The organism is Trichocoleus sp. DQ-A3, assembly GCF_039961975.1.
In the GTDB taxonomy this organism is placed as follows: Bacteria; Cyanobacteriota; Cyanobacteriia; order Cyanobacteriales; family FACHB-T130; genus FACHB-T130.
In genome coordinates this window covers 99,238-113,875 of the sequence record NZ_JAMPKC010000004.1, presented here as the reverse complement: position 1 = coordinate 113,875, position 14,638 = coordinate 99,238, and the positions used below count along the sequence as shown (strand labels likewise).

General features: G+C 48.5%; 8 protein-coding genes and 1 pseudogene. 4 read left to right on the top strand and 5 right to left on the bottom strand.

Annotated elements, in window-relative coordinates:
* Positions 1–303: 303 nt before the first annotated feature.
* The gene (gene carB, locus NDI44_RS09315) at positions 304–3,582 is read left to right on the top strand and encodes a carbamoyl-phosphate synthase large subunit (protein WP_190415156.1); all 3,279 of its coding nucleotides are present in this window, start codon (positions 304–306) and stop codon (positions 3,580–3,582) included.
* A gap of 599 nt (positions 3,583–4,181) precedes the next feature.
* Here the strand turns inward: carB and NDI44_RS09310 are convergent.
* Positions 4,182–4,409: a hypothetical protein gene (locus NDI44_RS09310; protein WP_190415154.1), complete on the bottom strand. Its 228-nt coding sequence runs from the start codon at positions 4,407–4,409 to the stop codon at positions 4,182–4,184.
* A gap of 307 nt (positions 4,410–4,716) precedes the next feature.
* Here NDI44_RS09310 and NDI44_RS09305 point away from each other — a divergent pair, with 307 nt between their 5' ends.
* Both NDI44_RS09305 and NDI44_RS09300 read left to right on the top strand, forming a co-directional pair.
* A complete protein-coding gene (locus NDI44_RS09305; protein ID WP_190415153.1) occupies positions 4,717–4,980 on the top strand; it encodes a hypothetical protein in 264 nt (87 codons plus the stop codon).
* A complete protein-coding gene (locus NDI44_RS09300; protein WP_190415152.1) occupies positions 4,973–5,668 on the top strand; it encodes a pentapeptide repeat-containing protein in 696 nt (231 codons plus the stop codon). The genes NDI44_RS09305 and NDI44_RS09300 overlap by 8 nt, the downstream gene beginning before the upstream one ends.
* 218 nt (positions 5,669–5,886) lie before the next feature.
* On the opposite strand, the gene NDI44_RS09295 is transcribed toward NDI44_RS09300, so the two are convergent.
* Positions 5,887–6,720, bottom strand: a complete 834-nt coding sequence (locus tag NDI44_RS09295; protein WP_347276538.1) for a CPBP family intramembrane glutamic endopeptidase — start codon at positions 6,718–6,720, stop codon at positions 5,887–5,889.
* Between the two features lie 54 nt (positions 6,721–6,774).
* Positions 6,775–7,056, bottom strand: a complete 282-nt coding sequence (gene clpS, locus NDI44_RS09290; RefSeq protein ID WP_190415151.1) for an ATP-dependent Clp protease adapter ClpS — start codon at positions 7,054–7,056, stop codon at positions 6,775–6,777.
* Positions 7,057–7,439: 383 nt separating this feature from the next.
* Between clpS and NDI44_RS09285 the strand changes: the two genes are divergently transcribed.
* Entirely contained in the window at positions 7,440–8,333 is an 894-nt protein-coding gene (locus NDI44_RS09285; protein ID WP_190415150.1) for an alpha/beta fold hydrolase, read from the top strand.
* A gap of 60 nt (positions 8,334–8,393) precedes the next feature.
* Here NDI44_RS09285 and NDI44_RS09280 read toward each other — a convergent pair whose 3' ends face one another.
* Positions 8,394–12,593: a CHAT domain-containing protein gene (locus NDI44_RS09280; protein WP_190415149.1), complete on the bottom strand. Its 4,200-nt coding sequence runs from the start codon at positions 12,591–12,593 to the stop codon at positions 8,394–8,396.
* Positions 12,594–13,602: 1,009 nt separating this feature from the next.
* Positions 13,603–14,025, bottom strand: a pseudogene (locus NDI44_RS09275) (CHAT domain-containing protein); the annotation flags it as partial.
* Positions 14,026–14,638 lie beyond the last annotated feature (613 nt).

The window sequence follows — 14,638 nt, the reverse complement described above, 5'->3', positions numbered from 1 at the left end:
GATTTCTTGGCTTCCCTACATCATGGGAATGAGAACCGAAGAGTTCAGAATGGAAGGGCGGATTTGACGCGATCGCGGTAGAGACGCGATAACCTGGTCTCTAACATCGATAGCCTCAATCAAACTGCCCGGTCAATGGGAGCTGGTTGTACCAAGAAGACACTTGCCAGTTGACACAAAAGAAGTTGCAAAAACCTTTCCTCATCAAATCTTGGGCAAATTGGCAAAAACCACTACCAAGCACAGGGAAGAAAGCCTTTAAAATAATCTGGACTTAAAACAGTCACGCTAGGACAAACAACTATGCCCCGCCGCCAGGACATCCACAAAATTCTGTTACTAGGCTCTGGTCCAATTGTGATTGGACAAGCCTGCGAGTTTGACTATTCAGGCACTCAAGCCTGTAAGGCGCTCCGGGAGGAAGGATATGAAGTCGTGCTGGTGAACTCGAATCCAGCCAGCATTATGACCGACCCGGAAACGGCCGATCGCACCTATATTGAACCGTTGACACCAGAAATCGTAGAAAAGGTAATCGCCAAAGAACAACCTGATGCGCTGCTGCCCACAATGGGAGGTCAGACAGCTCTAAATATAGCCGTCACCCTTGCGAAAAATGGAGTATTGGAAAAGTACGGGGTCGAGTTAATTGGAGCCAAGCTACCGGCAATCGAGAAAGCCGAAGACCGGCTGCTGTTTAAGGAAGCGATGGCGAAAATTGGGGTAAGCGTGTGCCCATCGGGGATTGCTAGCACCCTCGACGAAGCGAAGGAGATCGCGTCCCAAATTGGCAGCTATCCCTTGATTATCCGCCCTGCTTATACCCTAGGCGGCACCGGCGGCGGCATTTCTTACAACCAGGAAGAATTTGAAGAAATGGCTCAGGGCGGTTTGGATGCCAGCCCAGTGTCGCAAATTCTCATCGAACAGTCGCTGTTGGGTTGGAAAGAGTACGAACTAGAAGTCATGCGCGATTTGGCAGATAACGTCGTGATTATCTGCTCGATTGAGAACCTTGACCCGATGGGCATCCACACCGGGGACTCGATTACCGTAGCACCCGCGCAAACCCTCACCGATAAGGAATACCAGCGGTTGCGGGATGCGTCGATTAAAATTATTCGCGAGATTGGGGTAGAAACCGGCGGCTCGAATATTCAGTTTGCAGTTAATCCTCTGACTGGCGACCTGATTGTCATTGAGATGAACCCCCGCGTTTCTCGCAGTTCTGCCCTGGCTTCTAAAGCAACCGGGTTCCCAATTGCGAAGATAGCGGCAAAGTTGGCGGTAGGCTATACCCTCGACGAAATTCCCAACGATATCACCAAGAAAACCCCGGCATCCTTTGAACCGACCATTGACTATGTGGTGACGAAAATACCCCGATTTGCCTTTGAGAAATTTCCGGGTTCTCAGGCAATCCTGACGACGCAGATGAAGTCGGTGGGAGAAGTGATGGCGATGGGGCGAACGTTCTGCGAGTCGTTCCAGAAAGCATTAAGAGGCTTGGAAACGGGTCGCGCGGGTTGGGGATGCGACAAGAACGAGAAATTGCCGAGTTTGGAACAAATTCGTTCGGGACTGCGGACGCCTCATCCAGAGAGAATTTTCACCGTTCGTCATGCCATGTTGATGGGGATGACGGTAGAAGAAGTCTATGAACTGACGGGAATCGATCCGTGGTTTCTAGATAAGATGCAACAACTGTTGGAAACCGAGAAGTTCTTGAAGCGAAGCAAGCTGAAAGACCTGACAAAAGAAAAGTTGTGGGACATCAAGCAGGAAGGTTTTAGCGATCGCCAGATCGCCTACGCTACTAAAACGACCGAAGATGAAGTCCGCGACTACCGCAAGCAGTTGGGCGTCGTCCCCGTCTACAAAACCGTGGATACTTGTGCGGCGGAATTTGAGGCACTGACTCCTTATTACTACTCAACTTACGAGGAAGAATCGGAGGTATTGCCTTCAGATAACCGCAAGGTCATGATTTTAGGGGGTGGCCCGAACCGGATTGGACAGGGGATTGAGTTTGACTACTGTTGCTGTCATGCAGCTTATGCTCTCTCCAAGCAAGGGTTTGAGACGATTATGGTCAATTCAAACCCGGAGACCGTTTCCACCGATTATGATACGAGCGATCGTCTCTACTTTGAGCCGCTGACGAAAGAAGATGTTCTCAACATCATCGAGGCGGAACAGCCAGAGGGAATTATCGTGCAGTTTGGGGGTCAGACGCCGCTAAAATTGGCTTTGCCATTGCAGGAATATCTGCAATCCCACCCCGAAATCACCGCTAAAATTTGGGGAACCTCGCCAGATTCGATTGACACCGCCGAAGACCGAGAGCGATTTGAAAAAATCCTGCGGGAACTTGATATCAAGCAACCAGCGAACGGAATTGCTCGGAGTTTTGAAGACGCCTTAGCGGTCGCGCAGCGCATTGGCTACCCCGTCGTGGTACGTCCTTCTTATGTATTGGGAGGACGGGCGATGGAAATTGTCTACTCCGATGAGGATTTGCAGCGCTACATGATGTATGCGGTGCTGGTGGAACCCGATCATCCAATCTTGATCGACAAGTTTTTGGAAAATGCGATTGAGGTGGATGTGGATGCGATCAGCGATCGCACTGGTAAGGTCGTGATTGGCGGCATCATGGAGCATATCGAACAAGCGGGCATTCACTCTGGGGATTCTGCCTGTTCCTTGCCCTATACTTCCCTATCGGAAGCAGTCTTGGATACCATCCGTACCTGGACTATCGATCTCGCCAAGACCCTCAAGGTGATTGGATTGATGAATATCCAGTTTGCCGTTCAGGGGGAACAAGTTTACATTCTAGAAGCCAACCCCAGAGCCTCGCGCACCATCCCTTATGTCTCCAAAGCGACTGGAGTACCCCTAGCCGCTCTGGCGTCCCGAATTATGGCAGGTGCCACCCTGGAATCCCTCGGCTTGACAGAGGAGGTACTGCCGCGTCACGTTGCCGTCAAGGAAGCCGTACTGCCTTTTGAAAAATTCCCCGGTGCTGACACCCTTCTGGGGCCAGAAATGCGCTCGACGGGAGAAGTTATGGGGATTGACGTGGATTTCGGAAGAGCGTTTGCTAAGGCAGCGTTAGCAGCGGGACAGCGGTTGCCCTTATCTGGCACAGTGTTTGTCTCAATGAACGACCGGGATAAGGCGGCGGCGGTGCCAGTGGTCAGAGATTTGATCGCGTTGGGCTTTCATATTGTCGCCACCGTTGGCACGCGCAAAGTGCTGCGGGAACATGGGCTAGAGGTGGATGTGGTGCTGAAACTGCATGAGGGGCGTCCTCACGTTCTGGATGCGATCAAAAACAACAAGATTCAGCTGATTATCACCACACCTTCTGGGGAAGAAGCGCAGGCAGATGGACGCTTGATTCGTCGCAGTGCCCTCACTTACAAAATCCCTATGATCACGACGATTGCAGGTGCTAAAGCTACTGCGGCAGCGATTCGTGCCTTGCAGTCAGCTCCTTTGGAGGTGAAAGCGCTGCAAGACTATATTGGCATCCCCAACTATAGTGATGCCAAGTTGAGTCCAATCCAGGTTTAACCCTCGAGTCCCCTTCCCGATTCCGAAAAGGGGAGGGGCGAGGTCAGAGTGTATGGCATAACAATAAGAACCGCTATAGATGCCAAACGCGCTTCCGGGTATCCCCCATGAATCTTAGGGGATTTTACCGAAGCGATCGCAAGGTTGCTTACCCAAACCTGTTTTCTTCGAGAACAGGTTTGGGTTCTTTCAAAACTAAGCCGAAATCTACGTAGTGCGATCGTATCCCTACTTCAGTTAGGACTTCAATCAGGTTTTGCAAGAGATAAGCATCCCCGTTCTTAGACCATTTCCCGTTCAAAATGTCAAGCTTGTCATCCCAGAAACCGACGCTGAGCTTTGACAATTTATTGGCAACCTTTATAAATTATTAGGGATAGGTATAAATTTATTGCCCTTCGTAAAGGCAATAGTTGGCAGCAACTGAGTTGAGATTTTTTGACATTCAGAAGAAATTACTACTTTGTTAAATTGTCAGCAAATCGTCAGATTCGCCTTCTATCGAGAAGCGTGGATTCACAATTATTCTTTTATGCAATTTGATAGAAACTTGACTAAAAAGGCATTTCGAGCAAAGGGAATCTCAGTAGGCGAAAGTATTATAGGCTACATAGTAATTTCGCTTGGTGTTCCCCTGATGCAACTGAACCGATGCGATCGCCACATAGCCATTTCAATTGCAGCATATGCTGTCGGCTACGCAACACGATCGCTCGATAAGCGATCGCCCAAAGTCCCTCAAGCAGGTCAAGGTTAAATCTTCTTTCTCTGAGTCTGATAAATGTCTGCCCGTAACGATCCCAGCTATTTTGTTGGGAAAATGCCAACCAATCGCACTTTAGACAAAAACAACCGTAAAGTTTTTTCGAGCGAGTTCAATCCAGAAATCAAAATCCAAGTAACCCAAGTATAAAAACATACTAAACATTGCTTTTGTTTTACTGGTTGAGAATCAAAAGTTTTTTCTAAACTCATGCAGCTTCAGACATCTAGACGAAAAGGAGTTTGTTACTTTTCCATAACTTGATGAACCCTCAAATTCACGTAAATTTTAGTGGATATTTCCCCGGAGATCGCAGTGCAATGTTATTTTTAGAATGGGTTTACTTAAGCTAAATGATGTTGAGGTAAAAAATGCAATACTCAAATTCTAAAAAATCCCACCTAGAGATGGTTGATGAGGAGTCAACAGACAGTCTCGATAAATCCTTAGAAGCAATTTTGGCTCAACTAGAGCAAAATAACCAATTTGTAAGTGAATATCCGGATGTCGAGGAACTGGGGTTGAAGCATATTAGTCGTAACAAGAGGGCGGTAATAGAGAGAATGATTGCCCTCTGCCTATTCAGGTCCAAACAAAAGCCTAATGAAAGCCGGACAGAGTTTGAATGTGCCTAATGAGAAATCTCTCCAGCGACTGAAAGACTTGATCTTACACGTTGTAGAGGCAGATACAGATAACTTCCTTGAATTAGCAGAAATTGCTGGATTAAATCCCGTTAAAGATTTTGCGGGTGCTAATCTTAGTGGCGTTGACCTACATGGTGCCGACTTAAGCGGTTCGATTTTGCTGGGTACGCTGCTGCTGGGTGCCAATCTGATTGGTGCCGATCTCGCGGGTGCCAAGCTAAATAAAGCCAACTTGAATATGGCTGATTTGAGCGGTGCCAATTTGCTCAGTGCCAATCTCAACAGAGCTGACGCCATTAAAGTCTGTTTGATGGGTGCCAACTTGATTGGCGCTAACCTCAACAGTGCCAACTTACTATGTGCCCAACTGAATGAGGCTCAAATGATTGGAGCCGACCTTTGTCGTGCCAACTTAATTGATGCTTCCTTGTGTAGTGTCAACTTGAGTGAGGCGAACTTGAGTTATGCTATCCTGCGTCGTGCTGACCTGAGTAGTGGCACGTTGATAGGTGCAAACTTGATGGGTGCCGACCTAAGCGGCGCTGACCTGCGTCGTGCCAATTTGAGCGATGCGGATTTAGGCACGGTAAAAGTGGAAAAAGCTCGATTTGGAGAGAATACAGGACTTTCAGAAGCAATGAAGCGTGACTTGAAGCGGCGAGGGGCAATCTGGTAAGAATATTTGCGCTCGTCGTTGCTCCTCAAGAGCCGCTTACCGAATCCGCCACAACTAAGTTTTATAATACTTTTCGGTTAACCTTCCTCTAAAGAGTCTAGATGGGGGAGAGAGGCAGGGAAGTAGAGAATTCCGTTTGCCGATAAAGAGGGACTCTCCCACTCCAGAAGCCAGATCGGGTAATGCTATAGGTCGAGTCTAGGATCACTGGTTGTTGATTATTGGGGCGAGTGTAGTGAATGCGATCGCTTCCGCATCCCAAACGCCAAAACGCTCAAAAACACCAACCCGATTACCCCCGCCAAGGGATTTTTGTCCACACCAGTAATCCAGTCGGAAACTTGACCAGAAAATTGCACCAGATTCCCCACATTAATGATGTAGTATCCCCAAACCAAGCCAGCGTGCAGACCGATCGAAAGTCCCAGACGCCCCTTGCTTCCGCGCTTTACCCAAACCAGGGTTAATCCCAGCAGCAACAACCCTGGAAATCCCGGCAAAGTCCGAAAAATCTCCCTCAGCGGCTTCAGAAAATGTAGCAGCGCAAAGATAAAAGCATCTGCCAAAAGAGATACGCGGGGACGATAATCCCGTTCCAACTCATCTAACAGCCAACCTCGGAATACCAATTCCTCTGCAAAACCGATACCCAGAGCGCTCGCTAACCCTTCTAAAATCAGCTTGGCTAATGGAATTGTCGGAGGCTGCCACACCAGCCAACCCAATAGCCCCTCCAGCCCAAACAGACTGAAAGTAATCAAGACGCCAACACCCAGTCCAGAGAAAAGCTCTTTGGCATTTTGCCGCGTTCCTTGTAAACCATAGCGTCTCAGTAGCTGGGGTTGCTGATAGACTTTCTGACCCCACCACCGAACAAGCAGGAGAAACGCTGCAAACAACAGCCCCATCGTCAGGATGGTAACTAAGTTGGGATCTTTACTCAAGAGTAAGTAAATGGGTGCAGCCACCGGCAACCAGAGCAAGAGTAAACTCAGCACAAAACAGCCCAGCCGCGCCGGTGCCGGGTACTGGGCTAAACGGACAAAGTTTATTTTTAACAACCTCTTGCCTCTTATCTTGCCTCTTACTTGTTGCCTGGGCGTATCCTATTCGTCTGGTTCTATGGTGCTGGTCAATCCGTGGTTGTTCAATGTTTCGCTATAGAACTCCGCATGCTCCAAGGCGCAAGTAATCACGAGAGCAAGCCCATTGGTATGAGCTTCCATCATGATACTGACAGCCTGAGGTTGCGTGATACCAGGCACCGTCGTTATCAAAACCTGCACCACGTACTCCATTGGGTTGAAGTCATCATTATGGAGCAACACACGATAACGAGGTGCGAGTTTACGGACTGTTGAAGGCTTTTGTACGGTTTCGACAGACACTGCTCTTCCCTCTTCGTTACTGATCTACGATTGATAAACGCTACTTGAACTCTCCCCTTCTCTACTCCAGATGCGATGCGAACACAGCTTGCGTACTACCATACGGAAAGCCGCTACGCGCCTACGTTACCCCATCTGAAGTCGGGTCGCTCAAGGCAAATGTTAAGATTCTAGCTGCTTTTTTTATATTACTCAATACTTATGCGTTCTGAGGAGGCGATCGCTCCAGCATTTCCCCTACGCCTGAGCAAAACCTTTCCTCAACATAACTAACGGGGATGCAGCAACCAAGCCCTTAGACGGAACTACTGAATGTCTAAGGGCATCCAGCCTTCCTGAGAAGCTAAAATAAAGAAGTTAACATTACTTAACATTTTTGTGACATGCAGGCAACCCCAGCAGCCTCTACCGTCCCCATTCCCGGCACTTATTGGCAATGGCGGGGGCAATCCATCTATTATGTACGGTCAGGACAACCGCAAACCGAACGCCCGCCCCTATTATTGATTCATGGCTTTGGTGCCTCTACAGACCACTGGCGCAAGAATATTACTGAACTGAGTCAGGATTTTGAAGTTTGGGCGATCGATCTGCTGGGCTTTGGTCGTTCAGCCAAGCCGGAGTGGGAGTATGGTGGCGACTTGTGGCGAGACCAACTGTATGATTTCATCACTAACGTGATTCGTCAGCCAGTTGTGTTAGCAGGAAACTCTCTAGGCGGCTATTGCGGGCTTTGCGTGGCAGCCCAACGTCCATCAGCCGCTGTTGGATTGGTATTGCTCAATAGTGCTGGCCCGTTCACCAATCTTAAGGTGCCGACTCAACCGAACCCCATCCAAAAAGTGATGGGTGAAGTCGTTCAGTTACTTTTTCGCCAACCCTGGGCTAGTTTTCTGTTGTTCCAGTATGCGCGACAACGTTCAGTCATTCGGAATACACTCCAGAAAGTTTATCTCGACCAGAGTGCGATCACCGATCGGTTGGTGGAAGAAATCTATCGCCCCTCTTGCGATCCCGGTGCTGCTCAAGTATTTGCTTCTGTCTTCAGAACGCCTCAAGGCGAAAAAGTTGACGTTTTATTAAAGCAGATGCGCTGCCCGCTGTTACTGTTGTGGGGAGAAGCAGATCCCTGGATGAATACAAGAGATAGAGCGGAGCAATTTCGCCAATACTATCCTCAACTGACAGAGCATTTTTTACAAGCAGGTCACTGTCCCCATGATGAGGTACCAGAACAAGTAAATGCTCTGATGCGCTCGTGGGTATTAAGCAATTAAAAATTCAAAAAAACGCCAAATTAAAAATCAGAGAATGTTTAATTTGGCGTTTTTAATTGTTTACCAAGGATTGCCGATCATCGTAAACGCTGCCCAATAATAGGGATGAGAGAGTTTCTTCTCTCCTAACCCTGCCAACTCCGGAGGTAGCGAGATATCCTCTCTGGAAGTATGCATTTTGTTTCCCTCAATGCTTACTTCTCCATTAATCATCGATATCTGTGCCTGCCGTAGTGCCTCCGCTTTGATGGGGGCTTTTTTCAATTGTGAATAGAAACTGGTCATCAGTCCCAGCGTCCCTTCATCGCTGACGTACCACAGACTTCCCATTGCCGATTTCACCCCTGCTTGCACAGCCAATCCAGCAAAGCCCATCTCTGCCTGTTCATTGCCTAACGCTGTGCGACAGGCGCTCAGCACTAATAACTCTACAGGTGGATCGTTCCAGCCCATTTGCTTTAGCTGATTCAATCGCAGTTTCGTGTCCCATAGCTGAATGTAGGATTGGCTAGGAGGGCCTAATTCAAATTCGGCATGAGTTGCTAGATGGACAATCCCAAAAGGCTGCGAGTAGCGCTGAGACTTCAGATTCTTGAGGGTGAAGGCGTCGTTAAGGAAGGCTTTGCCTTTCCACAGCTGGGGCGTAATCATTGACAACTCCAGGGGCACTGATGGTAAAGCGCTTTGTTCGGGAAACTTCTCTGCTCCCATTGCCAGAACTTGGGAATTTTTAATGTCTTTGAAGAGAGTATCCGTCAAACTAAGACTGGGCATCAGCCCCGTACTGTATTTCTCCACCAGAAACTTTTGACCATCGTGGAGAGCGGCAATCGGGATGGAGCGTAACCCACTGTCTGCGAGGAAGACCATATTCTGGATACCCCGCGCTTGTAAATCGGCTTCAATGGGTGCAATCATCCACTTATAAAGTTTTTGGGCTGGAGCCAGGTAAGCCTTCTGTCTTCGGGGGTTAATCACTTCGGCACGGAATTGATCGGCAACCTTGATTACTTGCGATCGCGTTGTCCCCGGAACCCGCTTGCGAATGGGGACACCATCAGAAGTCACCACCAATATTTCCAACTGGTCGCTATTGTTACGCCCTGCCCGATTGACCTTACCTAGGAAACTAGATTGCTGCACATTTTCTGGTTGATTTAACGGCTGTAGTGACTTAGTTCCATTGAAAGCCGTTGTATCCAGTAGGCTCGGATCGAGTGCAATCGTCTGAGGCACAAAAGTTACATAGATGAGTGCTGGTTTCACCCCAGTCGCTTTCTCAATTTTTTGCAGAATATTCCGAGCCTCTACCAGTGTGGTTGTCTGAGAATCAACCTGCTGACCCAAATATTCCTCAAATTCACGGGTGAAGGATTCTTCCAGAACTGCAACAGATTCACTTGCATCAGTTTGTGAAGATGATTCCGCATCCACCTTTCGTGATGATGAATTTTCCTTGCCGGAAGAGGTGGAAACCGGATCGTTTCCTGAGCCGGATAAGTTATCTCCCTGACTTGTTCCGTCATCTCCCTTGCTTGCTTGATCGTTGCTAGGGCTGCCGGAGCCTGTGTTTTTGCCCGTGCCACCAGTGCCGGTACTACCGCCCCCCGTGCCACCGGAGGAGCCTGTGTTTTTGCCTGTGCTTCCACCCGTACCGCCAGAGGAACTTGTGTTTTTGCCCGTGCCACCAGTGCCGGTGCTACCACCCCCCGTGCTACCGGAGGAGCCTGTGTTTTTGCCTGTGCCGCCCCCCGTGCCACCGGAGGAGCCTGTGTTTCCACCCGTACCCCCGGATGAGCCGGTGCCGCTGCCACCTGTATTACTGCCCGTATCTATGCCGCCGGTACTACCACCTGTATTTATGCCGCCCGTGCCGCTGCCACCTGTATCTATGCCACCCGTGCCGCTGCCACCTGTATCTATGCCACCCGTGCCGCTGCCACCTGTATCTATGCCACCCGTGCCGCTGCCACCTGTATCTATGCCACCCGTGCCGCTGCCACCTGTATTACTGCCCGTATCTATGCCGCCCGTGCCGCTGCCACCTGTATTACTGCCCGTATCTATGCCGCCCGTGCCGCTGCCACCTGTATTACTGCCCGTATCTATGCCACCCGTGCCGCTGCCACCTGTATCTATGCCACCCGTGCCGCTGCCACCTGTATCTATGCCACCCGTGCCGCTGCCACCTGTATTACCGCCCGGATTTGGGGCAATATCTGTACCTACCTTGGTCGGTTGGGCAGATCCCGTAGATCCCGTGTATTTTATGGGGGCTGCTGTACCCGTTGTTAAAGTAATCGTCCCATCAGTGCCTTGACCGAACTTTCCATTACCAGAAGCGCCCGCCGTTATCTTGTTATACGTAATGCTACCCTTCGCAGTTAACGTTACATTCCCACCATCGTTGGGGCCGCCTGTAGCTTTCGTTATGATGTTGCCAGTTTTAATGTTTCCGTCTTGTGCTGTCAACGTTACACTACCAGCACCGCCCATGTTGCCCTTAACAGAAGTGTTAATCTCTCCAACAGTTACATTTGCACCTGTAATGGTTAACGCTCCCCCGGAAGTTGTGATGGATTGCGATTGATCCATTGAAAAAGACCCGGCACCATTTTTATCCGCGTCGGCAGTAAAGGTAATCGAGCCACCAGAAGAAAAGTCCAGCGACACACCGTTGTCGATGGTAATATCATTCGTTGCTTGTAGTAAGACATTACCAGTCTGATTTTCGAGTAAGCTCTTGGAGATAGTGAAGTCTACCTCATCCCCTCCATCAGCCGATAAAATTTGCCCCGCTAAGTCTCCTGTAGGAGTATCGGCATTGAGTTGATCGTCGTTCGTACCACCTGTATTGACTATCTTGATATTCTTTGGATCGAGCAGAATGGTGCCGTCTACCCCGTTAGGGGCACCTACATTCACCTCTCCTTTAAATGCTAAGTTTTCCTTGCCGGATACTTCGACAAAGCCACCATTACCTTGATTAGTGCCGCCACTAGCACCGATTTTGCCATAGAAGCCGGTTACTTTGTCTGCCCAGACGATGACATGACCGCCATCGCCGTTGAGCAAACTGTCAGCATTGATCGTAGAGTCGCTGCTGATGTAAGTATGAGAGGCAGTGGGAATGGTGCCTTTCCCCTGAAAATCCCCTCCAATCAGGACGGTGCCGCCACCATTGGTGCCTGAAGCGTTAACATTGCCACTAACCAGCCCGACTTTGTCGCCCAAGACCTGCGCCGTGCCGCCAGTCTGACCTGAAACGTTGAGACTGCCAGAGGCGATCGCAGTGCCTGGATCTGTGGGAATGCTAACCCCAGATCCCGTTAACACTACCTGACCATTGCTGTTGACTGTTAGCCCAGTGGCACTCCCGGCACCGCCTCCCGTTAACAGTTCTGGGATGGAAGCAACTGGCAATGTCCAATTTTCCGGCTGGCTACCGGCTGCTGCTATGGGTTGAATTTCTAAGCTTAGTAGATTCCCTGGTTGACTCAGGCGTACTATGTTCTCACCAGGTACGGCTGTTAAGGTGATATTACCCCCAGGAGCTGTCAGGGTTCCGGTATTTACTACGGTACCACCCAGTAAAGCAATATCCTTTGCCGCGCCTACACTCAGTTGCCCTGCGTTGATAATTGCACCGGGTTGAGCGTTGGTGAAGGCAAAGGCGTTGGGTTCTCCCCCCAGGGCAGCATAATTATTGTTACCAGATGCATTGAACCAGTTGTTGCCAAAACCAATTCCTGTAGCAGTGGTGGCGGTGAAGCTTCCGTTTACATTTAAGCTGGCGTTGGCACCCAATACAATGCCAGATGGATTAATTAGAAATAGATTGGAATTGCCATTCGTAACTTGGAGCAGACCGTTAATAATAGAGGGGTTTCCGCCAGTGACGCGACCCAATATATTTTTAATATTTTGGTTCGACAGAAAATTCGCAACTTGGTTGGCGTTTAGCCCAAACTCGGAGAAACTGTGAAAAAGGTTTGCCCCATTACTGGAGGTTTTTCCCCCAGTAATGTCGAAACTGTTGCCATTGGTATTGACAATGGTGTTCGTGGTGTTGGTGGGGTCCTGATCTGGCACAATTTGTGCCTGCGCGATCGCCCAATCGACGCCTCCTGGAGCGATCGCAGGCAACATCCAAAAGGCGAAGGGTAAAACTAAATATTTTATCCTTTTTCCTTTTTCTTTTTTCACTTTAATATAGCTTGCCTTCAGCAATAGACTGATTTCACATACAGCGACTTTCATTTGCCTAATTCCTGGGAAGAAACACGTCGCTCGTTGCCACTTCTGGAACTGTCACCCCAGCTTGTGTTGCAGGTAGCAGGTAGCCAGATACTTGGTAAGAATGCACCGACTTTTTTTCTACTCTCAATTAGAAAAGTGGCGAGGCGGCAAAAAAACCAAATTTAGATTGCCCTGCCTAGCCTTATCTCCAAGCTATCCTCAAAAAGTAGATTTTAGGCATTTTTAATGCATTTATTTTAACAAGATGTGTTAATGCACTTTTCTCTCTACAGCTATATAAAATCCATAGGCGAACGCATTCCTTTTAGGGGATGGTAAAATTATTTTTTCTCTAAAACTTAATTGGCTGTAACACTGTTTGAGTCTATGCCAATCGTGAAGTGCCAATCATCGCCAAAACGGATGAGTAGGCAAATTTCGAATCTCCACTTCGGACAGTTCAGTCGGCAACATATACCCTTCCGGAGTATACCCCTTTCTGCCCTTAAACGTACCCCTTTCCTTTAAGGATTGCCGCATGGGTCGATGATAGCCCAGGGCTTTGCTGCACCGATCCGAAAAGTCTGTCATTCATTTGGGAATTTTCCGAGATGAATGACAAAGAGTCACTACCGCTTTTGCTAGCCCCTACATGCTGAGTTCGAGGATTTCCGCAAGAATATGGCCTTATCTAAATAAAAACGCGATCGCGCTCTTCAGATGCACTTTGTGCAATACTCGCCTCAAGTCTTCTAGAATTCACAATCCGATGCACGAGCTTCTAGATCGAGGATTGCTGGGAGTTAAGTCGGAGAAATGAATGAAACCCTGTCATTTTTTAGGCTGGTAAGCCACCCCGTGTAAATGAGTTCTCCGCGTTGGGGGCGTAGCCTTTGAGGAACGCAACCCACAACATTGAGAAGGGTTCGATGGCTAACGCTTAGTCGCTCTACCCTTCACACAGATAATTATGAGTTGGGGAGAGATTAACCGAAAAGTATTGACTTCAATCTTACTCAAATATTTCCCTTCACTGCGCTTCGCCAATCAGGGTAAATGCTGCCCAGTCTAATGGGTTCAGATATGTTTTCAGAGTTTTTCACATGGCACTTCGCAGTGCAGCGGCTCTGTCTGGATTTCCTTGGAGATTATGATAAAACTCCGTCATTAGGAAAAAAGTGGGGGCATCGGGGATCGGCCATAATGACACTTGAACACTAGGAACTCTAGCAGAAATAAAAGCACGAGACAGCCTGATGACGCCATCGCCTGTAATCCGACCCCTTCCCATGTCACAAGCACTCAAAACCCCTAATTCGGCTTTTAAAGACGAACTGTGCGGTGTGTCGAAGGCAGTTCGCTCCGCTCGTGCGTACAAATCCAGTATTTCACCCGCCGTCAGCAAACCACTATCTTTCCCGTCTGATGCAAGGGCGAGCCTCCCTTCGGGAGGAGCTAGCGCTATCTACGTTTAATTCTCCGACCTTTTGTGGCTTTTAATCTTATGAAGATTTGGCTAAAAGTATTTCCTATCCTTGAGCTAGATGCGGGTTTTTAGGGTTTAATTGCTTTTATGAATTGGTTCAGGGGAGTTGTTCCCACAGCTCTTGAGCCAACCGATTTCCACTTTTCCTCTGCCTAGAGTGACAAAAGAGCGATAGTGTGGTTTGTGATGTACTCCATCTGATTCAGTACTAATTTTCAGAATTTCTTTTTCAGGAGCCGATAGTCGGCTTGAGACAATAAAAAGGCAAAATGCTAAAGAAAGGAGCAATTTTCTTGATGCATTTGCCTTTTAATTTTTGTTGTAGGTTGTAAAATCATCGCTTGTGTTCTTCGCTTCCTTTGCATCTAAAGCGGAGAATAACGCATCCGCAGTGCTATGCGATCGCTAACGGAGTTTTTTAGAAGAGACTCTCTTCACAAATCAGATAGAAGTGCAATAGAAACCTTTTAGGCGATCTCTAATTGTGCTTTTTCAGGTATCGGGAAAAGGTAGAAACAAATCAAAATTATTTAAATCCCGATGGTTTTCCTCTAATTTCCTATGTGAAAATTTCTACTCA